This is a genomic window from Mucilaginibacter aquatilis (assembly GCF_009755275.1).
Lineage (GTDB): Bacteria > Bacteroidota > Bacteroidia > Sphingobacteriales > Sphingobacteriaceae > Mucilaginibacter > Mucilaginibacter aquatilis.
The window spans coordinates 574,535-595,561 of sequence record NZ_WQLA01000003.1 but is presented as its reverse complement, the minus strand read 5'-3'; the positions used below and the strand labels follow the sequence as shown (position 1 = coordinate 595,561).

Annotated in this window: 24 protein-coding genes; 3 read left to right on the top strand and 21 right to left on the bottom strand. The window is 47.9% G+C overall.

All coding sequences use genetic code 11. From position 1 onward, the window contains the following. Positions 1-3: 3 nt before the first annotated feature. The 5 genes from GO816_RS10370 to GO816_RS10350 form a co-directional block, all read right to left on the bottom strand. Positions 4-3,213: an error-prone DNA polymerase gene (locus tag GO816_RS10370; RefSeq protein WP_157541814.1), complete on the bottom strand. Its 3,210-nt coding sequence runs from the start codon at positions 3,211-3,213 to the stop codon at positions 4-6. Further along, positions 3,210-4,712 carry a Y-family DNA polymerase gene (locus GO816_RS10365; protein ID WP_157541812.1) on the bottom strand — a complete coding sequence of 501 codons (1,503 nt, stop codon included), beginning with the start codon at positions 4,710-4,712 and terminating at the stop codon, positions 3,210-3,212. The genes GO816_RS10370 and GO816_RS10365 overlap by 4 nt, the downstream gene beginning before the upstream one ends. Then, positions 4,705-5,430, bottom strand: a complete 726-nt coding sequence (locus tag GO816_RS10360) for an ImuA family protein (protein WP_157541811.1) — start codon at positions 5,428-5,430, stop codon at positions 4,705-4,707. The genes GO816_RS10365 and GO816_RS10360 overlap by 8 nt, the downstream gene beginning before the upstream one ends. Positions 5,431-5,441: 11 nt before the next feature. Continuing rightward, positions 5,442-5,711 (bottom strand): hypothetical protein, encoded by a 270-nt coding sequence (locus GO816_RS10355; RefSeq protein ID WP_157541809.1) that lies wholly within the window; start codon positions 5,709-5,711, stop codon positions 5,442-5,444. A gap of 339 nt (positions 5,712-6,050) precedes the next feature. After that, positions 6,051-6,320, bottom strand: coding sequence for a hypothetical protein (locus GO816_RS10350; protein WP_198171485.1), 270 nt, complete (start codon positions 6,318-6,320; stop codon positions 6,051-6,053). A gap of 396 nt (positions 6,321-6,716) precedes the next feature. Between GO816_RS10350 and GO816_RS10345 the strand changes: the two genes are divergently transcribed. Next, the gene (locus GO816_RS10345; RefSeq protein ID WP_157541806.1) at positions 6,717-7,835 is read left to right on the top strand and encodes a S1/P1 nuclease; all 1,119 of its coding nucleotides are present in this window, start codon (positions 6,717-6,719) and stop codon (positions 7,833-7,835) included. Beyond that, positions 7,832-8,059 (top strand): hypothetical protein, encoded by a 228-nt coding sequence (locus GO816_RS10340; RefSeq protein WP_157541804.1) that lies wholly within the window; start codon positions 7,832-7,834, stop codon positions 8,057-8,059. Before GO816_RS10345 ends, GO816_RS10340 begins: the two co-directional genes overlap by 4 nt. Here GO816_RS10340 and GO816_RS10335 read toward each other — a convergent pair. The 3 genes from GO816_RS10335 to GO816_RS10325 form a co-directional block, all read right to left on the bottom strand. Further along, the gene (locus tag GO816_RS10335; RefSeq protein ID WP_198171484.1) at positions 8,056-8,967 is read right to left on the bottom strand and encodes an AraC family transcriptional regulator; all 912 of its coding nucleotides are present in this window, start codon (positions 8,965-8,967) and stop codon (positions 8,056-8,058) included. The two genes, GO816_RS10340 and GO816_RS10335, sit on opposite strands and share 4 nt — an antisense overlap. A 24-nt stretch (positions 8,968-8,991) precedes the next feature. After that, entirely contained in the window at positions 8,992-9,732 is a 741-nt protein-coding gene (locus tag GO816_RS10330; RefSeq protein ID WP_157541802.1) for an SDR family oxidoreductase, read from the bottom strand. 115 nt (positions 9,733-9,847) lie between these two features. Continuing rightward, positions 9,848-10,204: a winged helix-turn-helix transcriptional regulator gene (locus GO816_RS10325; protein ID WP_157541800.1), complete on the bottom strand. Its 357-nt coding sequence runs from the start codon at positions 10,202-10,204 to the stop codon at positions 9,848-9,850. 93 nt (positions 10,205-10,297) lie between these two features. On the opposite strand from GO816_RS10325, the gene GO816_RS10320 reads away from it, so the two are divergent. Further along, a complete protein-coding gene (locus GO816_RS10320; protein ID WP_157541798.1) occupies positions 10,298-11,050 on the top strand; it encodes an SDR family NAD(P)-dependent oxidoreductase in 753 nt (250 codons plus the stop codon). 140 nt (positions 11,051-11,190) lie between these two features. On the opposite strand, the gene GO816_RS10315 is transcribed toward GO816_RS10320, so the two are convergent. The 13 genes from GO816_RS10315 to GO816_RS10255 are packed head-to-tail and all read right to left on the bottom strand — an operon-like array spanning position 11,191 to position 20,786. After that, complete coding sequence (locus tag GO816_RS10315) at positions 11,191-11,949, bottom strand: hypothetical protein (RefSeq protein ID WP_157541796.1); 759 nt, start codon at positions 11,947-11,949, stop codon at positions 11,191-11,193. Between the two features lie 15 nt (positions 11,950-11,964). Beyond that, a complete protein-coding gene (gene traM / locus GO816_RS10310; protein ID WP_157541795.1) occupies positions 11,965-12,969 on the bottom strand; it encodes a conjugative transposon protein TraM in 1,005 nt (334 codons plus the stop codon). Between the two features lie 4 nt (positions 12,970-12,973). Beyond that, a complete protein-coding gene (locus GO816_RS10305; protein WP_157541793.1) occupies positions 12,974-13,195 on the bottom strand; it encodes a hypothetical protein in 222 nt (73 codons plus the stop codon). Beyond that, entirely contained in the window at positions 13,192-13,809 is a 618-nt protein-coding gene (gene traK, locus GO816_RS10300; RefSeq protein ID WP_157541791.1) for a conjugative transposon protein TraK, read from the bottom strand. Before traK ends, GO816_RS10305 begins: the two co-directional genes overlap by 4 nt. Positions 13,810-13,813: 4 nt before the next feature. Next, positions 13,814-15,016, bottom strand: coding sequence for a conjugative transposon protein TraJ (traJ, locus tag GO816_RS10295; protein ID WP_157541789.1), 1,203 nt, complete (start codon positions 15,014-15,016; stop codon positions 13,814-13,816). A gap of 8 nt (positions 15,017-15,024) precedes the next feature. Further along, on the bottom strand, positions 15,025-15,648 hold the full coding sequence (locus tag GO816_RS10290) for a TerB family tellurite resistance protein (protein ID WP_157541787.1): 624 nt from the start codon (positions 15,646-15,648) through the stop codon (positions 15,025-15,027). Further along, complete coding sequence (locus GO816_RS10285) at positions 15,635-16,264, bottom strand: hypothetical protein (RefSeq protein ID WP_157541785.1); 630 nt, start codon at positions 16,262-16,264, stop codon at positions 15,635-15,637. Before GO816_RS10285 ends, GO816_RS10290 begins: the two co-directional genes overlap by 14 nt. Beyond that, positions 16,251-16,919: a conjugal transfer protein TraI gene (locus GO816_RS10280; protein WP_157541783.1), complete on the bottom strand. Its 669-nt coding sequence runs from the start codon at positions 16,917-16,919 to the stop codon at positions 16,251-16,253. The genes GO816_RS10285 and GO816_RS10280 overlap by 14 nt, the downstream gene beginning before the upstream one ends. Beyond that, positions 16,916-17,218 (bottom strand): hypothetical protein, encoded by a 303-nt coding sequence (locus GO816_RS10275; RefSeq protein ID WP_157541781.1) that lies wholly within the window; start codon positions 17,216-17,218, stop codon positions 16,916-16,918. Before GO816_RS10275 ends, GO816_RS10280 begins: the two co-directional genes overlap by 4 nt. Beyond that, positions 17,215-19,668, bottom strand: a complete 2,454-nt coding sequence (locus GO816_RS10270) for a TraG family conjugative transposon ATPase (protein WP_157541779.1) — start codon at positions 19,666-19,668, stop codon at positions 17,215-17,217. Before GO816_RS10270 ends, GO816_RS10275 begins: the two co-directional genes overlap by 4 nt. Next, on the bottom strand, positions 19,655-19,960 hold the full coding sequence (locus GO816_RS10265) for a DUF4133 domain-containing protein (protein WP_157541778.1): 306 nt from the start codon (positions 19,958-19,960) through the stop codon (positions 19,655-19,657). Before GO816_RS10265 ends, GO816_RS10270 begins: the two co-directional genes overlap by 14 nt. Positions 19,961-19,971: 11 nt before the next feature. After that, positions 19,972-20,268 (bottom strand): DUF4134 domain-containing protein, encoded by a 297-nt coding sequence (locus GO816_RS10260; protein WP_157541776.1) that lies wholly within the window; start codon positions 20,266-20,268, stop codon positions 19,972-19,974. Positions 20,269-20,282: 14 nt separating this feature from the next. After that, a complete protein-coding gene (locus GO816_RS10255) occupies positions 20,283-20,786 on the bottom strand; it encodes a hypothetical protein (protein ID WP_157541774.1) in 504 nt (167 codons plus the stop codon). Positions 20,787-21,027 lie beyond the last annotated feature (241 nt).

Here is a 21,027-nt window from a genome sequence, read left to right as displayed (position 1 = left end):
CCACTATTTAAAATTCCTGCCCTTGTGCAGGTAATCGGCTGCTTCATTATCAAGCGTTTTTAACGGCTTGTCCATTGGAATGAACGGTGATGCCTTTTCATCTGCGCGCGATAAAGTCAATACTGGTTGCTGTTCGTTTTTGGTATCGGTTAAATCGCCTAATAGTTTGGTGATGTTGAATACACGGCGAACGATGATATGTGTAACTTCTGTCCGCTCGACCACACCTTCCACCATCAACAGCCTGGCATGTAAAATTTCTTTGCGGTATTTGTCGAACAGTTTGGGGAAGACCACGAGGTTGGTTGTGCCTGTTTCATCTTCGAGTGTAATGAAGCAAACGCCTTTGGCGGTGCCGGGTCGTTGCCTAATCAGGATTAGTCCCGCTGTTTTGATGAGCTTTTTGTTTTCGGTATTGTTAGCGTCTCTAGCAGTCTTGATATGCAACAGGTCCAGTGTATGACGGATGAAATTGAGCGGGTGGCCCTTGATGGATAGCCCTGTCGTGGCATAGTCCTGTACGACATGTTCAGATAAGCGAAGTTCAGGAAGTTTCACTTCAGGCTCGTGAATGCTTTCTGATTGTTGACCTTGCATGAGTTGTATGGGCCGGTCATGCAATGCTGAAACCTCCCATAAAGCGCGACGTCTGTCAAGTCCCATAGAACGAAAAGCATCGGCATTGGCCAGTCTTTCCATGGTAGCCACACTTACACCGGCATCGCAAAGCTGGTGCACTTCAGTATAGGGCTTGGTTCTGCAAGCAACTAGCTTTTCCATTTCTTCCTGGCGGATACCTGTAATTTCCCGTAAGCCTAAGCGCATCGCGAAGTATTGGCCTTGTTTAGCCTCCAAGGTATTATCCCAATTAGAATGATTGACATCGATGGGAAGTACTTTCACGCCGTGTTCACGGGCATTACGCACAATTTGGGCGGGCTGGTAAAAACCCATCGGCTGGCTATTGAGCAACGCGGCTGCAAATACTTCCGGATAATAATATTTCAACCAGCAGGAAACATACACCAGTAAGGCGAAACTGGCGGCATGGCTTTCAGGGAAACCATAGCTGCCGAAGCCTTCGAGTTGTTTAAAAATGCGGCGGGCATAGTCTTCACTGTAGCCACGGGACTTCATGCCATTGATGAGTTTGTGCTCAAACTTGCTGACCATACCATTGAACTTGAAGGTGGCCATGGTTCTTCTCAAGAGGTCGGCTTCTCCCGGTGTGAACCCTGCGGCGACGATAGCTAGCTCCATGGCTTGCTCCTGGAATAACGGTACTCCAAGCGTACGTTCTAGTATCCCCTTGATCTCATCGTTGGGATAATCAACCGCTTCTTCGCCATTACGCCTGCGGATATAGGGATGTACCATGTCACCCTGTATCGGCCCGGGACGAACGATAGCTACTTCGATCACCAGGTCATAAAAGCACTTGGGTTTCATACGGGGAAGCATCGACATCTGTGCACGGCTCTCGATCTGGAAAACGCCCAGCGTGTCAGCGGCAGTGATCATTTCATAAACTTTGGGGTCGTCCTGCGGGATAGTGGCGAGTGTCCAGGTTTCGTTATAATGGAGTTGGATCAGGTCAAAAGCTTTGCGGATGCAGGTGAGCATGCCGAGGGCCAGGATATCGACCTTCATAAAACCGAGCGCGTCGATATCATCCTTGTTCCACTCGATATTGGTGCGGTTTTCCATGCGGGCATGGAATATCGGGCACAGGTCGCTCAACTTGCCATCTGTGATAACAAAGCCACCGGTATGCTGGCCTAACTGACGGGGGAAACCAATCAGTAATGACGTCAATTCGATCACTTTTAGCAAATGCGGATCACCGGGATTCAAGCCTAATTTTTCAACCTGGTCAGGCGTGATCTCTTCATCTGACAGGTCACCGAAAGCGTCTGATAATATTTTTGTGGTATCTACCGAAAGCCCCATAGCCCGGGAGACATCATTGACAGCCCCTTTATAGTGCAGCATGAATACCGTCGGTAATATCGCAGCCCGATCCCGGCCAAAACGATTGTAGACGTATTGAATAACTTCTTCTCTGCGCTCATGCTCAAAATCCACATCTATATCAGGCGGTTCGTTTCGTTCCTTAGATAAGAACCGGGCAAACAGCAGGTTGGATTTATCGGGTGCTACGGATGTAATTCCGAGGACAAAACAGACCGCCGAATTCGCAGCCGAGCCGCGACCCTGACAAAGGATGTTCTGGTTACGTGCCCAGGTGACGTAATCTTCTACGGTCAGAAAGTAATCCGGCACATCGAGTTCGGCAATAGTTTCCAGTTCATCAATCAGGGCTTTTTTTACTTTGGCTGGGATATCGCCTTTGTAAAAGTTTTTAGCGCCTTTCCAGGTTAGGTACTCCAGTTGCTGCATGGGTGTCCGGCCTTCACTCGTCAATTCACTTGGGTATTTATATTTAAGGGATTTGAGATCAAAATTACAGGCATCGGCAATCAGCCTTGAGTTGCTTATTGCTTCGGGATAGTTACGGAACAAACGCTCCATTTCCTTTTTTTCTTTCAAGTGGCGCTCCGCATTCTGATGCAACTTATAGCCCGCGTCGAAAATGGTGCACTTCTCACGGATGCAGGTCAAGACATCCTGCAATTCCCTGCGGGAAGGATAATGATAATGTACGTCATTGGTAGCAACCAGTGGAACACCTAATTCCGACAGGAGGAATAAGCGTTTGGCATCATCGCCCGTGTAGTATTTAGTGGCAGCTAAAAAGAGATTGGGCAGGTTTTGTTGGTATTCCTTGACATGATGATGAAACACCAGTTCAAACTCAAAATCCTGTGTGATCTTATCAGGAGGGATAATGATGAAATAGCTGCCCTCCGAATGGTGGTAAACATCTTTTTTTGTGATAAAGCATTTTTCTTTTTCAGCCCGCAGGTTCCCTAAAGTAAGTAGGGCGGATAATCTGGCATAAGCTTGTTTGTCGGTTGGATAAGCCAACAAGCTTGGGCCATCCAATAAATCCAACCGCACACCAGGTATTAGTTTGATATTGCGTTCTTTAGCAACCGTGTAGGCGCGTACCATGCCGGCAAAGGTGTTACGGTCGGTCAGGCCGATAGCATCATAACCCAGATCAGCGGCCTGGTCGATCAGTTCCTCGGGATGACTGCCGCCGCGCCGGAAACTGAAATTACTGGTCATATGCAGTTCCACGTAGCTCATGCGAAAAATCCATGTAAATACCAGTGCTGATTATTATCTGCATTGTAATGACCGGAACGGAAAAGCCAGTAGCGGCGGCCCGCTTCATCTTCCGCTATATAATAGTCCCGGTGCTCGCCCGGTTCCAGCCACCATTCCCGTTCGATACGTTCAGGTCCGTCCGCGCCAACAATGATATGTTGTTGCCCTTTCCAGGTAAATTGTTTAGGTGGGTAATCCGGTGTCAGCGCCATGGCCTGGATACGTTCAGGTTTATCCAGTAATTGAATTGGCCTTGGCTTATCAGTGCGCCATTCACTTTCAGCAGCTTTCTTTAGATCAGTATCTTTTTGCGGTGTCCGTTCCGGCCAGTAATGTTCGCCGGGAAGGTAACGGTTAATATAAGCATTACCGATTCGTCCGGCTATGCGGTCCAATAATTCTGCAACTTCGGAACTGTCTGTCCCACCTTTAGCTGCCCACAGTTCACTTTGTTTGTCACTGATCGGCTCAGTTTTCGTTGCAGCCAGCGTAAACAGCTCAATGCCTAGTCCTGGCGCGACATTGTCTAGCTTGATAAAGAATAGTTTAAAAAGGTGCTCTACCCGGTTATTGGACTGGTTGGTACCGATGGTGATATTACCGCTTTTTCCGTCGATGCGGTACCAAGTGAAGGTAGCCGAACGCAAGCCTAGACCTTCCTGATAAAGCCTTTTACATAGGCGTTCCAACAGATCGGTCAAACCGGTTTCAATGGCAGAGCGGGTTTTCACAGGTTCTAGACATTCCAGCCGCTCCGTGAACGGCACAGGCTCTTTGATCGGGAATAGGTATTCGACTTCCTGTCCCAAGGCTTGGTGAAGGCGCAATACCATACTTTTTCCAAAACGACGACGGATAACCGTGTCGGGCATATAAATAAAAGTACTGATGGTATGCAGTCCAAGATTTCGCAGTCTTTGCAATTGATCAACCGGCAAGCGTAAAGCGTATGGCGGCAAAGGCATTAAGGCATTACGATGCATGCCTTCGGGGACGATGAGACCAGAGATTGCACAACGGGCCACACCCCAGGCGGCACCTATGGTGTCGGCAATAGCAGGGCGTATGGTATAGCCAATGGTTTTTAAGCGGTCGGCGATCTCTTTCAGGTAGGCTTTTTCACCGCCCTTTAAATGCGTACAGCCGGTGACGTCCAGTAATAAGCCATCGGGTGGGTCGAGTTGAACCAGTGGCGTGTAACGCTGGCACCATTCTGCTAATCCCGTCAATAATTTTATATTGTGACCGGGCTTACCATCAAAGACTTCCAGATCGGGCGCGATCACACGTGCATCCGCGACGGTCATACCCTCGATTACACCGTAGCCGCGCGCTTTTTCCGTTGCTGCGGTGATCAGCATACGCCCATGGTCAGGCTCAGCAAAAACATACGCCGTGCCTCTAAGGCTGGGCTGGCGGATCGCCTTCCAGTCTGTCAGTAAATGACGGAACCATATGGACGCATAACGTTTAGGCATATCGGCGGGCTTGTTCGGCAATTTCCGGAGCGTAAACGGTTTTAAAATTTTGATTGGTCCATTCAATGATCCAGTGACCGGGCTTGCCGTTCCTCACTTTGAGCAGGTCGACCTGCCAGCGTGGTACACCCACGCCGGGCATACCGCGTCTTAATTTACTACGGACAGGGCGTACCTGCCAGCGTGTTACGCAGGCGGTTGTATTGATCTTGGTTGCATCTTTACGCAAAATGAAACCGGTAACATGGCTTTTTTCAACCGCCAGTTGCAGGCGTTGCGATTCTGTAAAACTCAAATCCTTGGTTTCACAGATCACCGTTGCCACGCCTTCACATTTTAAGGCCTCTTCTGTTACCCAAAGCACATCTTTTTGTAAGGGCACATCCACAAAGACAACCTGGTCGGGATTGACGCCGAACAACTTTAAAGCGGGAGGGTAAATCCTGCGCGTATAGCTGACCCATAGACAGGCACCGCCCGTAATTAACAGTTTTTGCACCAGGCCTGCAATAAAGCCGCCACTGGCGGCGGTATCTTCAGGACTTTGACTAATAAATTCATGAATGACCCCGGTCGGAAACATACCGCCCGGAAAAGCCTCTGCCAAGGGGCCGAGGCCCATGTCGTTATTGGTGCCAGCCGGTGAAGGCCTGAAGCCTTCCCAGCGCAGAATATCCTGCTTGAGTTTATCGATGATAGCTTCCCGTGTTCTCGACATGATCGTACAGGTTAAAAGTCAAAAGCCATTTGATCGAAGCGTAGTATACGCCCATTGTTATATTCTTTAATTGCTGTTGCGATCACCTGTATTTCGTCAGTCGTGAAGGTTTCGTCCTCACCAAATGATTTCCCATCGTTCACGCAGATCACGGAATGGTGGTTAAAGCTGGCTACTTGGTAGCGCATAAAGCCATCATCATCACTTAATGGATCTAATTGTTCTACCGTGATTGTCAGTGGTTTGCTCTCTATTTCGATTTGCAGATAAAATGGGGTCATAGCAATGAATTTTGGGACTATAAAGTTATGCTAATATTTTTAGCATTCTTGCCATCTTTTTTACAATTATTTTTCCACTATTGTTTTAATGGAAACATAATTGGTGCTATAACCGAGGAGAGTGGAGCTAAGTGTTTTTCTTGTTGGGATGTGATCTCAACAAAAATATCTCCTGGTGCGTGAAAGTAAGATCCGTACCCATCTCGGATCTTGCAGGGATTGCGAAGATCGCGATCCCGTATTACGGTGTTCTGGCATGTCGGACGATTTTAAAGGTCACATAGCTACTAAACACGATAAAAAGAAGCCATTGGCTGATAGTGAGGAAGTATAAGCCGCTCAGAATGCCGTTGTTTTGAATGTTATTTTTTCAAAATAGATGGTGACCTCCTCGCCAACCGATTCCCACAGAATACTACCCGCGCTGCCTTCAACTGTTTTTCCGTCGTTTGTAAATTGATAAGTTGCGCGATTGTTGTATTTGCGATGATAGTTGGTCAGCAGTTTAGCTTTGGTGATCTTATAGCCTCTGGGATTGGTAAAATAGATATCAACCAGCTTACCGCCATTGTGGATGCTCAGCACGAGCAGTGGGATCAGTATAATCACTGCGAACAAAAAAAATGGACTGAATAGTTGCTTTTTTGGCGCATTCATCCATCGCTTAACACAACCGTCGTTGCAATTGTTTAAACCTGATCTCCAGCCTAGAGATGGATGTTTGCTAATTTCTGTAGTAAATTATTAAATGAACCTTTATCTTTGATCTGTGCTGACCCTTTACAATTTTAATGAATTAACAGATCACGGAAAGGCCGAGGCGGTCTGGTCAGGCAGCTTTCTGGCTGACCGTGAGGAAAACGGAGTGATCGTCCAGTTGTACAGTGTGCATGCCTTTTATGTGGAGACGTTTTATGACCCGGCCGCTAATAAGATCCTGCGTTTTCAGGCGTTTACTTCCCGGGATTTATTAGTACCCTACCTAACAAAGATCAAATTTAATCAATGAAAAAATATCTGTTTATCGTACTCGCTTTGAGCGGCGCTGTCGGTTTAATATCTTGGGGCTTTAAAGGGCATCGTGCTGTAGCGACGATCGCGCAAAGACATTTGACAAGTAACACGGCTTATGTCGTATCGGCCTACCTGGGCGGACAACCCATGGATGCCGTCAGCACTTGGGCGGATGAGAACCGCGACCCGAAAACAGCAGCCTGGCATTATATAAACTTGCCGCTTGGCCTGAACCGCGAGCAGTTCGTAAAAACGGTACAGGAAAGTGAGGGCACCGTCTATACAGCGATCCTGAAAATGGAAGCGACCTTGAAAGATCCTGCTGCTAGTGTGGCACAGAAGAATGAAGCGCTCAAATATCTTATTCATTTTGTTGGTGATGCACACCAACCTATGCATGTTAGCCGCAAGGAAGATAAAGGCGGAAATACGATCCAGCTGCGACTTAACGGTAAAGGTACTAACCTGCACAGCTTGTGGGACAGCAAATTGATCGATCAGGAAGGACTGTCGCAAGACGATATGGTGAGAACCTACGATAAAGCCACACCTGCCGAGATCAAAAAATGGCAGAACGACAGTCCTATGGAATGGCTATGGGAAAGCTATCAGGTCACATCTGAATTATATGCCAATGCCAAACCCGGGCAAACCATTGATGACGCTTACTATCAAAAGTACATTCCTGTTATTCGTAAAAGAGTGGATCAGGCAGGTATCCGATTGGCGGGAGAACTGAACAAGCTGTTTAACAATGCGAACGCACCTGCTCGATCAGACAAAGCTGACAAAAGCAACATGCTGAAAAATAACGCCACTAAAGGGATCGCGGTAGGCCCCGTGGACATTAATGACGTAGCAAAATATATTGGAAAGACGATCTACGTAACAGCGAAAGCCTATAGCGCTAAAGATATTGGTAGTATGGTACTGGTAAATTTAGGGGCGGCCTACCCTGATCAGTTGCTTACACTGGCGCTAAAAGGCGATGCTAAAGCCCTGGGAGCCCAGTTGGAAGGAAAAATGATCACCGTCAGCGGTGAAGTGATTGATTTCAAAGGTAAACCGGAGATCATAGTTACCAAACCGGAACAGATCACTGTCAAATGAACGAGCCCTTTATTCTGGAAGTAGATCATGCTGACCAAGTGCTTGAATTACACGCGGCTTTTCAACGTTATGGCTACACTTACCGTATCGCTGTCTCCATCAACGACCAGGCTTATGTTTTCGAACCGGATGAGGAAGGAAATTATCGCGTGTTAGGCACCGGCGATGCAGCGGTCGGTTTACTACACGCGATCGCTGACCGGCTGAAACAACTTTCCATTTAGTTGCCGCCTTGCCGATCCCGCCGAAACTGTACGGGTGTACTATTTGTCCGTTGCTTAAATAGCTTATTAAAAGATTGCGGATGTTCAAAACCTAATTGGTAAGCGATCTCTGCTACGTTGAGGTCTGTTTGATTCAGCAATGTTTTTGCTTTTTCGATCAGGGCCAGATGGATATGTTGTTGAGTTGTCATTCCGGTCATGGAACGCAACATATCTGAAAGGTAACGTTGCGAGACGTTTAAATAAGCAGCGATATCTTGAGGCGATGGCAAACCATTTATCAATTTTTCGCCGTTATCCAGTTGATCATATATCCATGCGTTCATTTTCGCAATAAGTTCGTGATGAGTTGGTGTCCTGGTTTGGAACTGTCGGTTGTAAAACCGGTTGCTATGATTAAACAGCAGTTCCAACTGGGCTACAAGTACATCATTGCTGAACTGATCTATCGAATTCTCTAACTCAAGACCAATGGCCTCAAAGACAGTCACTATTACTTGTTTTTCTTTAGCAGAAAGGAACAACGCCTCTGCAACGGTGTAATCGAAGAATCCGTATTGTTTAATGCCTTGTGCTAAAGGGTAATGTGCTAAAAGATCCGGATGAAAATAGAGCGCATACCCTTCATAGTCATTTTGGTCGCCACTCATTTGTACCACTTGTCCTGGCCCCAGGAATGCCATGCCACCTTCTTTAAAATCATAACTTCCCGGGCCATATTTAACACTGCCCTGAAAGGTTCTTTTAAAGGTGATCTTGTAAAAATCCAGCATGAACCATTTTCCGGCGTCAGACAAACTGATCTGTTGCCGGTCATAATTAACTAATGCGATCAATGGATGCATTGGTGGCGCTAACGCCAACCGTTGCATAAGATCACTTACCGTACTAAACTTCAGAACATCCATTTACATTATTGCTTAGTGGTCAATTTAGCCTTGAACAGTTGGCCGGATAACAATATCGCCGATGTCAACATTGTCTGGCTGTTCAATGGCATACGCAATGGCACGGGCGACAGCCTCTGCCGGTAAGGCAATATCATCAGCCGTTTTTTGAAGTTGATCTCTGATCGCATCGTTCTTAATATTACTTACAAACTCGGTAGCCACAAACCCGGGTGAAATACCGGTGACCCGCCAGCGGCCCTGCGACTCCTGTCTTAGCGCTTCGCTGATGGTACGCACCGCATTTTTCGTACCAGCGTAAACGCCCATCGTAGGAACAATAGCAATGCCCGCGGTAGATATGACATTGATAATATGGCCGGAGCCCTGGTTTTTAAAAATGGGTAAAGCTGCCGCGATCCCATATAACGTGCCTTTTACATTAACATCGATCATTTGTTCCCACCCGGCTACATCCAATTCCTCCATTTTTTGCAGTTGACTGATGCCGGCGTTATTGATCATCACGTCGAGACGGCCGAACCGTTCTAATGCAAAACCGGTTAAGTTGGCAAGATCGCTTTGCCTGGTCACATCGATCTCGGCATATATGGCCGCTCCGCCATTTTCGTTGATCTGATCTGCGATTTCTTTTAATCTTTCAGCCCTGCGGGCACCAAGTATCACTTTAGCGCCTTGCGCAGCAAGCAACTCCGCTGTAACCCGACCAATGCCACTGCTTGCCCCTGTGATGGCAACTACTTTGTTTGCTATTCCGTTTTTCATAGACCAAAGTTCGGTAGGAATTGATTTTTAATTGTAGCCGATTTGGTTGAAGATGTAGCCTTTTTAGCCAGTTGACAAAAGACAGCGTACCTTTTTAGCGCCGCTGACCAAGCACTTATTTAGTCAGCCCTTTGTGTTTATTTCCCCAGGCGCTCAATTGTTTGAAGATGGGTAAAAACTCAAGTGCCATGGGTGTCAACTCGTATTCCACGCGTGGTGGCACTTCCGCATAAACAGTCCGTTTAACCAGGCCGTCGCATTCCAAAGCACGCAATTGAAGCGTGAGCATCCGTTCCGTTATCAGCGGGAAGATCTTGTTCAATTCACTGAATCGAAGCTTTTGATCACTTAATTTATCTATGATCAGGATCTTCCACCTGCCACCGATCTTATTAACTGCGTAGGTCAGATCGCACTCGGTCAGGAAGCTCTCATTTAAGGTAAAAGTTGAGTTTAATTTACGTTTGGTCATTACTTACACTTTTGTTCGTACCACACATTTGGTTGCTTACCAACAAAAGTAGATGTTACCGGCTAGCTTTGAATCAATTATTTAAAATACAACATGGATCTTTATTTAAAAGGAAAAACAGCGGTTATTACCGGGGCCAGCCAAGGCATTGGCAAGGCCATAGCGATTGAATTAGCACGCGAAGGTGTTCAGGTTTTTGCTGTCGGCAGAAATCAGCAACTACTGCAAGAATTAATACACGATGTAAAAGCGCTTAACGGCGTGGTCCCACTGACATTTACACAGGATATGGTCGCCACAGACAGTGTCCAGAATATTGCTAATGCTGCCTTAACGGCACTTGGACAGGTAGATATACTGATCAACAATGCCGGACGTAGCCAGCCTGTTGATGTGGTTGGCCCAGAGGAACCCTGGGTTGAATCGATGACACTTGATTTCGATCGCCACCGTCAATTAACGCAAGCATTACTCCCGGGTATGATCTCCGGCCGGACAGGCACAATATTAAACCTCACCAGCACCTATGAATTGCGTTTCCTAAATGCTTCGTCTATTGCCAAAGCAGCCATTGTGATGTGGTCAAAGCAACTTGCCGGGCAATTAGGGCAGCACGGGATCAGGGTGAATTGTTTACAACCAGGATTGATCGACACAGAAAATATCCGAAGGATGTTTACGACCGCGGAACGTAAAGCCCATGCCGCACAAGAGATACCACTTGGGGATTTTGGTGAGCCCCAAGATATGGCAAATATGGCGGCCTTCCTGGTTTCGCCGCGTGCGAGTTATATCACAGGAACGGTCGCAGTGGTAGACGGCGGCGCCCGACGTTACGCCTTTTAAATCGGCTGGAGTATGGTTAGAATTTGCATCGGTCATTAAAACAAAAGTCCCCAAACACTCGCTGCCGGGGACTTTCAACCTAAACCTTATCACAATAAGCCGGCAAGACCGGCTTAGACCGCAAGTATAATGATTTATTTTTATACGCTTTGTCTAGCGCCCTTGCGCTGCTTTTTTACAGGCGCAGCCTCCTGGGTCTGCGCTTGCTTCTGGTCCTTTTTAGTTTCCGCTTTCAGTTCAGGCTTTTTGTAATGTTCCAGCTGCTGAGCTTCACCCTTCCAGTTCGTCAGGTTGACCCGGTGTTCAGCTGGGTTGGCTTCCAGAAATAGCTTCACCTCTTTGCCATCCTTCATTGCTGTGACCTGATGACGGTTGCCCTTCTCTAGTGACCGCATCAGTTTTTCACGGGCACCTGGGTCGTCAATGCCGACGATATCCAATTTATCTACCGCGCGCTCCGGTTTATAGTTCCAGCCATCGGTGAACGGTCTTAACTTAAAATTACCGTTATCGGTCTTGCTTTCTTTGTCCAGCACGATCCAGGCATTATACTTTTGCTGTTCAAGATTTTCCAGTTGTTTGTATACCGCCCGGCCTTCCATGAGGTTAAAAGCCTCCTTGGCCGTAATGGCGCCGCCTCTGTTGATATAGAACGTTTGCTGCATGTCTTTATCCTTCAGTGATGCGTCATACTTATTGAAGAAGTACATTTCCTCCTTATCACCGGCTTTAAAATGTAAGGCGTAGTCGACGGGCTGTTTGTTGTATTCCAGCGTAGCGTTTAACGTGAAGCCTTCTGGTTTACCTTTGATCTGTTTCTCAAGTTCAGCATTCATGCCCTCGCCGAAGCCCAGGTTCAGCAGCTGTTTTTGCAGATAGCTCAAATTTTGTGTGTTCATAACATTCAATTTTAATTAACGATTGATCTTCAGCAGCACGGGATATTCGTTCTGCAGTTTGACTTTAATTTTCTTTACTTTTTTACTGAAAAGGTCCTTTGCGGCGTTGATGCCGCCGGCTGCCGCTTGAGCGCCGATCGATTGATCCATGCTCAGGATCTGCATACTCTGCAAGGCCTGATCGGCATTACTGCCGGTGACACCACTAAGTTCTGCTTCAGGTGCCGGAATGCCTGGCATACCGTCGAGGCTGAATACGGTCAGGTTGACCGGGATGATCTGCTTATCCAACCGGATATTTTGTATGGTTAGCAGCAGCCTTTGATTGGTGATCTGGCAGGAACCATACAGCAATTGTCCTTTGTTGAGCAGTTGTTTCTTGATCGTGACCGTATCGGTCAGCTTAAGTTTGACCGTTGCACCATCGGCCACTTTTTGTTTACCATCAATGATAGCCGTAATGGCCCGGAATGGCTTAGCTGCTTCCGTAACTTTTGGCTTTGTGACAGTAGCACTTGGGTTTTGGATGGCCTGGATCTTGTCGAGCATTTGGCTGAGTTGCTGCATTTCGGGATCAGCCGCATTATCAGCGTGGGCACGGCGCATCATCTTTTTAAGATTTTTGACCTGTTGCGGTTCCTCTTCCGGATAGTCAGCTGCAGCCTGCCTGGCGGTTTCTGGTTGGCTCAACTGCTGGTTCAACTTCGCCAGCTTTTCCTGGATCTTCTGCGCCGGATCATCTGGTGTAGCTGCGGGATCCGTGATGCCCAATGATTTAAGAAATGCCGGGCTGACGCCGTCCTGCGTTGAGTCACGCTGAGCGGCCTGATAAATGGCCAGTTTGTTGTTAGCCTGGTCCTGATCTTTGAATTGAGCCTGCGGCAGATCGGTATCAAGACCTTTAGTATAAACGATCTCCTGACGGGCTGTTTTGCCGCCCCCGAGTGCCCAGAAGGCCATCGTTAAAAACGGGATCACCAGTAATGGTAACACCAGTAAAAATTTGCGTTGCTTTTCCATATGCTTATTTATTTAGAGTGGATGGATCTGTTACTTTGCCGGAAGACTGGCCAATGTGTGCAGGGATGTCGCTTTGGTAAACCCGGGTATCGAAGCGGATATAAGTGATACTTAGCCAAATAATCAGAAGGAACAACACACAAAAGCCGATGAGCAGAGAAAACTGCTTGTTCTGGTGCAACCCATTGTACCAGCGGCTGAAACGGCCGATCAATGCTTTCATCATGGCCTGGTTAGCGTGGTGTCCCGGTTGGAGATCGTTTCCCAGCGCTCGATCAGAAAGCCGTGGGCGTTGTTATCGGATCGGCTCACATTGCGCAGATAACCTTGTGTGATCAGTCGTTTGTGGATCGTTGACGTAGCCCGGATCAGCTTTTCCGTAGCGAAACATTTGAAATAATAGGGATACTCATTCATGTCGAGTTGGACACTGTCGACCGCGATCTGCTGGCTGATGTTGCCGGAGATCAGATTGTTGTAATAACTCTTTTCTTTCAGGTCATTGTATTGGTTGCGGGCACTTTCATCCGCCAGGTAAAGCGCCTTGCTGATGTTCCCGTTGATCACCTTTTCATCCGGGTCCAGCGTGAAAAAATAATGATGAAACATTTTGATGTGATCACGGGCCTCTACCGGGATATTGTCCTTTCGATCGGCAGCGATCGCTTCCAGCGCTTTACCATTGGCCAGGACGTAAATGTGCGCGGATGCATTTTGATAGGCTGCGAAGGAAAAATAGATGGCAGCTATGGAGATGAATGCACTTGTCAAAATCACCAGGGCAACGATCTTTTTATTCTGCTGAAATGCAGTTTCGATATTTTTGAGATGGGTGAACATGATCTTATTTTTTAGGGTTTCCGTTTAATTTTTCTGATTGTACCGTGTCGCTGCCGCCGGACCGGTAGCCGTCGGCGATGTGGCCCGGAGCATTGACGATATTCTGAGCGCCGTTACCCATTCGTTCTCCCACTGCCATACCAGCGGCATAGGACGAAGACCGGACCGAACTCAGGCTGATCGACGTCAGATTGGTGACCTTATTGAGTAGGCCATTGCCGCCGCCGGGATTGATGATATAGCCGGCTACCGCAGGGACGGTGAAATAACCGACGATCCCGATCAGCAGGAAAATGAGGTAGGCCGTATCGGTGCCTGAGAAAAACGTATCGCCTGCACCCTGAACCTGTTGTATATCCAGTTTGAGCATATTTTCCTGCACCTTGCCGATGATCGCACCAAAAATGTTGGCCACCGGTAACCACAGGAACACGTTGAGGTACTTCGCCAGCCAGGTCGTGAGCGTATGCTGAAACCCGTCATAAATGCTCAGGCCAAAGACCAGCGGTCCGAGTATCGCTAACACCACCAGATAAAAGGTCCGGATAGTATTGATACAAAGTGCCGCGGCTTCGTAGACCACCTGCAGAACTTCGGACATCCATTGTTTAACGCTGTTTCGAAATTTATAACTGGCCTTGTCCATGGCGAACTTGACATCGTTGCCAAGCCCTGTCAACAGCTTATCATCCTTACCTTTAGGATCAGTTGGATGGGTGTATTTATACCATTCTTCTCTATTTCCTTCTCCGTCATCACCCACATAGATTTGCCAGGTTTTGGTTTGCTTGATCGCATTTTCTTTCTGCTCCAGCAATTTGGCGATGGCTGCATCAGAATTCTTGACCATTCCGCCGGTAGCTTTGACCGTTGGGTTCATAATGCCGTTGATCACAGCGGTAACGGTCGGAAACAGCAGGATGGCGAGGCCAATACCAAATGGCCGCATGAGCGGGTAAAAATCGATGGCTTCAGCACTGGCAAGGTGTCGGTAGACCCGGGCGGCGATGTACCATAATGCTCCGAATCCGGCGATGCCTCGGGCAACACCGATCAGTTGACTGCACATCGGGAGCATCTCGTTGTAGACGTTGTTAAGCACGCCTTGTAAGCCTTGTATATCATTCGCTAAACCGTCTGCCCGCGAAAGTATAGGGATGAGTATTCCTGTCAGCGTCAAAAAGACGCATGTAAATAGCTTTTTCATACTGTTATTTATTTGATGCCGTAGAGACGTTTCAGGGTTCGCGTGTCAGTGATGTCTTTGCTGCGCTGTAAGCTGAGCAGCACAGCTTTCCGGTTGAAATAACGCAGGAATTGAAGCTGATCGGTGCTGCTTTGATAGATCCGGTCGATCGCCCGCAGCCGGTCGTCATCAGACATCCGCAGCCGGTTGGCGGTCGTAACGTTAGCCAGGTCATTTACATTTTCATCGCTTTGCCGGATCAATTGGTTGAATACATTATTGATGTAGCTAAGTTCATTGCCGCTGAACGACCCGCTTTGCCGGAAGAGTGCCTGGTAGCGCTTGTATTCCCTGACCAGGTCATATTGTTGACCGATGATCTCGCTGATACGTGGATTGTTACGGATCTCCGGGCTAACTGCCATCAGCCCGCTCAGGTAGATATTGTGCAGGTCAAAGTTGCCTTTTGATAGATTGGATATGGTACCATAGCCGTGTTGATAGATCTGATATCCCTTTTTCATATCCGACAGGATCGCTTTGAACTGGGTCAGTTTTTCGAGGTTGAGCAGCAATTGTTGCAGCTCATCACTTTGTGCCTGTGCTTTGACCGTTATCACGAACAAAGCCACGATAATGCTAATGGTTTTCATACAGTTTCCTTAATCGTTTGACGTCCAATTGTTCCTTATTCTTGCTATAGGCATACCAACCCAGCTGAGCCTGAAAGCTTGTGACAAACCGGAAGTTGCTTTCCATCGCTTCATAGATCTTTCCCGTCTGCCGTAAACGTTCCTCATCATTCATGGCCACTTTATTGGCCGCCAGGACCGTTTCCAGATCGTGCAGTTGCGCATCGCAGTCATTAAGCAGTTTTTCAGTGACTTGGGCAGCATAGGTCGCTTCGGATTCATTAAGCCCACCTTGTTTATTAATAGCCCTGGTTACAAAGAGAATATCCTGCTGCCAGCGCATGATCTGCTTTATTTGCGGATTGCTTTTGACTGATGGACTGGCTGTTTTTAAGCGGTCATAATAGTCCTTATGCAACAGCAGTTCGTGACCGATATAACCGCCGATCGAACCAAGACCTCCCTGCGCGATCTGGTAACCCTTGTGCAGATAGCCGCCATAAACTTGGAGGGCAGCGATCTGCTGTAACAGGTATTTCTTCTGAGTCTTCTTTTGCCGGAACCATTCGGAAAAGTTTTGTGCCTTTGCGCTGGTACTAAACATCAGCGCGATCAAAACCAATCTAACGTAAGCCATAATACCTCCTGATGGTTTGTATCTCGTTCTGGTCTTTGCTTCGCTGGAAGCTAAGGATCATATTCTGATTGTTGAATTGCTTAAGGTCACTGAAGTTTTTATCAAGCCGGTCCCCGGCGGCATTGATCGCTTCCAGGCGTTGCTGGTCGGTCATCTGGGTTCTGCCGGGGTTGATCGCCAGCATGATCTGGTCAAGGTTCCTGGCAGAGGCGTCAAGCAGGCCCAGGTAGACGCGTTCTATTTCGATGATCTCTTCCGGACGGAAGTGTCTGTCAGCACGAAAGAGCTTCCAGGCCCGCTGGTATTCGCTGACCATTCCCACCTGCTTTACGGTCAGCTCCTTAATACGCTGATAATAGGCGATCGTTGATTTGACTTTCCAAAGTTCCTGGTAGTAGTCGTTGTACAGTCTCTTTTGTTTTTCCGACCAGTCTGAGATCTCGGTCAGCCGGAATTTAGCCAGTTCGTTTTCCAGCGTTTTTTGTGCGTTTTGCAGCCAAATGGTCTTATTCTGCATCCGCTGAACTTTCAGGTCGATCGCTTTAATTACTTTTTTAACGACCAACTTTACTGCTTCAACAACAGGGATTTGGGCTTCCGAACGGCTGGTGCATATGGTGAGCATCAGCACACAAAAAATGAATAGTTTTTTCATGGCTCGATCTTTTTATAAATGGTTCCATTAATAGTGATTTGTCTGCTGCCAAACTGAATAACCGGAGCTTCGAAGTCACCGACATGCCAGCTTTTGATCGAGAAATGCTTAGGCAAAACTGAATCATTGATGATCTTATGGTAACCGATACGTTTTATTATGAGATCTCCATTTAAAATGATCGTATCTTCAGCTATGGAATATTGACTGCTAACTTTCGTTACATATTTTCCATCGTGGTTATCTTTACAGGCGGCACATAACATTGCCGCTACCGCAAGGACTATTAGATTTTTCATAATTGCTTTCTTTGTTTTTCTTCCTGGACGATAACGGCAATGGCCTTTCGGATATCGCCATATTTTTGTTGGTAGGCCTTAACCTTCGCCTTTTCAGCCGATTCTGTGGTGTAGGTCCAGTATTCTTCCCGGCTGACCTCTGTACGGTATACCCGGGATAACTGGCCGTTCAGGCTGATGAATACTTCCTTGTAGCGATAGCGTTCATCATTGGCCCGGTTCATGCTCATGATCAGCGCCGTCTCTTTATCGGTGATACCCAATAGCTGCTGGATCTTAGGAAAGTCGTTCTGATATTTTCGCTGGTCGAGCAGGATCTTGCAATCTGAGTTGTTGATGATCGCCTGCTTGACCACGGGCGAACTGATGATGTCCTCGATGTCCTGGGTAACGACCAAGGCCTCACCATAGAATTTGCGCACGGTCTTGAACAGGTATTTGATGTATTCCGCCATGCCTTCACGGGCGATCGCTTTCCAGGCTTCCTCGATCAGGATCATTTTGCGCACGTCTTTGGGTAGTTTGCGCATCTTGCTCACAAAGGTTTCCATGATGATCAGCGTAACGACCGGGAACAGGATCGGATGATCCTTGATATTGTCCAGTTCAAATACAATGAACCGGCGGTGCAGCAGATCCAGGTTTTCGGTCGCGTTCAGCAGATAGTCGTATTCGCCGCCCTTGTAGTAAGGGCGCAGTACGAACAAGAGATTATCGATGTCAAAGTGCTGGTCCTTCACCTTACTTTGTTTCATGTTATCATAGAAAGGTCCTTTCAGGAATTCATAAAAGGTATTGAAACAGGCAAACTCTGGCTGGCTTTCATAATAATGGAACAGCGCATCAGAGATCGCGATGTATTCGGAACGCAGTACACCTTCGTCCTCTTTTTTCCAGAGCGCAAGGATCATGGCTTTGATGCTTTCCCTTTTCTCCGTATCCAGTGTATCACCGGCACCCACGTAAAAGGGATTGAAGCTGATCGGATTGTTCTCGGCATAGGTAAAGTAATAACCCCCAACGAACGTACACAGGCCTTCATAACTGTGGCCGACATCAACGAGCACGATATGTGCGCCTTGCTCGTAATAGCTGCGCAGCAAATGATTTGTAAAGAAGGATTTTCCGGAACCGGACGGCCCCAGGATAAATTTATTCCGGTTGGTAATAACGCCATTCTTCATAGGTTCATCGCTGAGATCGACATGCAACGGCTTACCGCTGAGCCGGTCGCCAAGCCGAAGTCCGCAAGGCGAAAGGCTGCTTTGGTAATTGGTCTCCAGGTTAAAAAAGCAGCAGGCTTGTTCCGCGAACGTGTCAAAGGTGTCGTTCATCGGAAAATTACCCGCATTCCCGGGAAGTCCTGCCCACCAGATCTGCGGCGCGCCATCGGTCTCCTGTTTCGGCTGGGCATCCAGTTGAGCTAAAGCAGAACTGACCTTATTCTTTACATCCTTCAATTCGTCTTTATCTGCCGTCCAGGCCAGGACATTAAAGTGCGCTTTTACCGGCAGGCGCTGTTCGCTGATCGCCTCATTTAAGAAATCCTGGGTAGCGTCGCGGCCGATCGCATTTTCGCGGGAATAGGCCGACAGGGATTGCAGCCGCAGTTTTTTTGCTTCAAGCTTTTTGATCGTCTTGCCGGTATCCTCCAGGAACAGGTACTGATTATAGATATGATTGCAGTTCAATAATGCCCCGAGCGGGCTTGCAAAACCGGTACTGAACTTCGTTTTGTCCGTACTGTAGGGTTCGTAGGTGATCCGGGGACCGCACAGGGCCGGCAGGTGTTCCGCATCAGCCAGCGTATATAACTGACAGTAATTATCACCGATACGCATAGCATCCTTGAAATGAATATCCTTTAAAACCGGTTCCTCTTTGCGGTCCAAAAGGAAGCAATACCGTTCCAGGATGCCGGGCGTCACCAGTGTTCCGGCCAGGTCTTCGTCAGCAAGACGGCGTAATTTGACCAGACCGCTGTCCTCCAGTAAACGTTTGAATTGACCGGCCCGATCCGCGAAGTCACGGAACAGTTCCTGGTCGGTAGCCTCTTTCGGCACGAGGTGCTTGCGCAGCAAACTGCTGGCAGCACTGTCCACAACCTTGAAGTTTTCCGGTCGTTTGGTCAGCATGATCAGGCAGTGATGCGCCAGATACGGACGTTCATGAAAGAACCGTTCACTGGCATGGCTCAAAAAGGTCTGCTCGGTGAATGTTCCCTCGTGGGCTGAAGAAACGAACCAGTCTTGCTTGTGCAGGATACTGTTGGTCGGCAGCAATTTGATGGCCTTGACCCAGGTCTGGTGAAAAGCCAGGTACTCCTCATTGGAGAGGGTGAACAATTCAGGCAGTGTCACCTCGAAAGCAATGGTCATTTCGCCCTGCGTGGAAAGCAGGGTGTTGTGCTCCACCTTATAGATCGGGAAAACTTGTTCAGCGCTTTTCATAAAATATCTTTCTGGTTTTGAACTTGAGGTATTTGGGTAAATAGCGTTTGGCGTTCCTTTTCATCAGGCCGTGCGCACCGTAGCGGTGACTCATCGCGAAAACCTGGTAGAACAAGGCGCTGCCTGCTCCGGCGATCAATAGCACACACAAGAGTACCGGCGTGCCAATGAGATAAAGCACCGCGAACAGGATGAGCAGGAGGACCAGCCCGCCGCCCAGGTAGCCGATGTATTGTGCTTTAAGTCCTTTGAATTCGATCGGACGGTTGATACCTTTATTGATACGATACATAAAGCGGGTGATTAAACGCCAAAGAATGATTTGAGCACAGTAGCCACCACCACCAGGAAGATGCAGGAGCCGAACCAACTGGAAGCCACCTTACCGGTATCGTGTTCACCATCGTTCCATTTCTTGTAAACTTTGATCGCACCGACCAGACCGACCACGGCGCCGATCGCATACATGAGATTGGTACCGGTGTCGAAATAACTTTTGACCTGATTGGTCGCCTCCGTAATACCGGCATTGCCGTCCTGGGCCATTGCCGCTGTGCACAGCAGCAAGGCCGCCGTAAGGGTTTGAATTCTCTTTTTCATGAGCTTTATAGGGATTAAAAGGTTAATGGCCATTCCGTATCGTCGATACCGAACGGCAGATCTGCTTGAGCAATAGGTTGGAGCGCGGCGATAACGGCGGGCAGGTGTATCTCGTCGCTGAGCGGTTCATATTGTTCCACCAGTAGCTTCAGCATGGACAGGAAACCGGCTTTATCGTTATTGTCCCGGTAAGCTTCGATCAGGGTTAATGCCGATCCAAGCAGTTCATCTGACGGCCCTTTGGGCAACGTCAGGTCACTGATGTCATCGCTTTGGCTGTCTGCAAAAATGAGGTCGCCGGGATCGCTAAGCCCGGTATCCGGGTCAGGTTTTATAGCGCCGATCACATCTGTCAAATGGTTGGCCACAGGTGGCACGAGCTGCCTGGAAGCCGGTTTGATCTTCAGGAAGGCCGAAAGCTCGGCGCGGTAGTAATGTAAGGCTACATAAGCGTACCAGGCTGCGGTGACGAGGAGGACAGCAGAAACGTATTGCTGCCAGGATATCGTATTGAGCATCTTCTTTGTATTTGATCCCGGAGCTCCATGCTGCCGGGCAGAACAAAGGTGGCTGGCTCCTAAAAAAATAAGGCACCACCTGTCAACGGGTGGTGCGCTTATTCATCAAATAGGGACAGAAATGCATCGATTAAGAATCAAAATAAATTCTGGCAGGATTTTTTATGGGTACCGGCTTTAAGACGCTCTGCCTAAATGTGTAAGTGCACATCGATCATAGATTTGACGATAAAACTCTTTT

What these genes read in the sequence shown, in the direction of transcription:
- GO816_RS10370 (WP_157541814.1), bottom strand. Translation starts at nt 3,213, where the DNA reads ATGAGCTACGTGGAACTGCATATGACCAGTAATTTCAGTTTCCGGCGC.
- GO816_RS10365 (WP_157541812.1), bottom strand. Translation starts at nt 4,712, where the DNA reads ATGCCTAAACGTTATGCGTCCATATGGTTCCGTCATTTACTGACAGAC.
- GO816_RS10360 (WP_157541811.1), bottom strand. Translation starts at nt 5,430, where the DNA reads ATGTCGAGAACACGGGAAGCTATCATCGATAAACTCAAGCAGGATATT.
- GO816_RS10355 (WP_157541809.1), bottom strand. Translation starts at nt 5,711, where the DNA reads ATGACCCCATTTTATCTGCAAATCGAAATAGAGAGCAAACCACTGACA.
- GO816_RS10345 (WP_157541806.1), top strand. Translation starts at nt 6,717, where the DNA reads ATGAAAAAATATCTGTTTATCGTACTCGCTTTGAGCGGCGCTGTCGGT.
- GO816_RS10340 (WP_157541804.1), top strand. Translation starts at nt 7,832, where the DNA reads ATGAACGAGCCCTTTATTCTGGAAGTAGATCATGCTGACCAAGTGCTT.
- GO816_RS10335 (WP_198171484.1), bottom strand. Translation starts at nt 8,967, where the DNA reads ATGGATGTTCTGAAGTTTAGTACGGTAAGTGATCTTATGCAACGGTTG.
- GO816_RS10330 (WP_157541802.1), bottom strand. Translation starts at nt 9,732, where the DNA reads ATGAAAAACGGAATAGCAAACAAAGTAGTTGCCATCACAGGGGCAAGC.
- GO816_RS10325 (WP_157541800.1), bottom strand. Translation starts at nt 10,204, where the DNA reads ATGACCAAACGTAAATTAAACTCAACTTTTACCTTAAATGAGAGCTTC.
- GO816_RS10320 (WP_157541798.1), top strand. Translation starts at nt 10,298, where the DNA reads ATGGATCTTTATTTAAAAGGAAAAACAGCGGTTATTACCGGGGCCAGC.
- GO816_RS10315 (WP_157541796.1), bottom strand. Translation starts at nt 11,949, where the DNA reads ATGAACACACAAAATTTGAGCTATCTGCAAAAACAGCTGCTGAACCTG.
- traM (WP_157541795.1), bottom strand. Translation starts at nt 12,969, where the DNA reads ATGGAAAAGCAACGCAAATTTTTACTGGTGTTACCATTACTGGTGATC.
- GO816_RS10305 (WP_157541793.1), bottom strand. Translation starts at nt 13,195, where the DNA reads ATGATGAAAGCATTGATCGGCCGTTTCAGCCGCTGGTACAATGGGTTG.
- traK (WP_157541791.1), bottom strand. Translation starts at nt 13,809, where the DNA reads ATGTTCACCCATCTCAAAAATATCGAAACTGCATTTCAGCAGAATAAA.
- traJ (WP_157541789.1), bottom strand. Translation starts at nt 15,016, where the DNA reads ATGAAAAAGCTATTTACATGCGTCTTTTTGACGCTGACAGGAATACTC.
- GO816_RS10290 (WP_157541787.1), bottom strand. Translation starts at nt 15,648, where the DNA reads ATGAAAACCATTAGCATTATCGTGGCTTTGTTCGTGATAACGGTCAAA.
- GO816_RS10285 (WP_157541785.1), bottom strand. Translation starts at nt 16,264, where the DNA reads ATGGCTTACGTTAGATTGGTTTTGATCGCGCTGATGTTTAGTACCAGC.
- GO816_RS10280 (WP_157541783.1), bottom strand. Translation starts at nt 16,919, where the DNA reads ATGAAAAAACTATTCATTTTTTGTGTGCTGATGCTCACCATATGCACC.
- GO816_RS10275 (WP_157541781.1), bottom strand. Translation starts at nt 17,218, where the DNA reads ATGAAAAATCTAATAGTCCTTGCGGTAGCGGCAATGTTATGTGCCGCC.
- GO816_RS10270 (WP_157541779.1), bottom strand. Translation starts at nt 19,668, where the DNA reads ATGAAAAGCGCTGAACAAGTTTTCCCGATCTATAAGGTGGAGCACAAC.
- GO816_RS10265 (WP_157541778.1), bottom strand. Translation starts at nt 19,960, where the DNA reads ATGTATCGTATCAATAAAGGTATCAACCGTCCGATCGAATTCAAAGGA.
- GO816_RS10260 (WP_157541776.1), bottom strand. Translation starts at nt 20,268, where the DNA reads ATGAAAAAGAGAATTCAAACCCTTACGGCGGCCTTGCTGCTGTGCACA.
- GO816_RS10255 (WP_157541774.1), bottom strand. Translation starts at nt 20,786, where the DNA reads ATGCTCAATACGATATCCTGGCAGCAATACGTTTCTGCTGTCCTCCTC.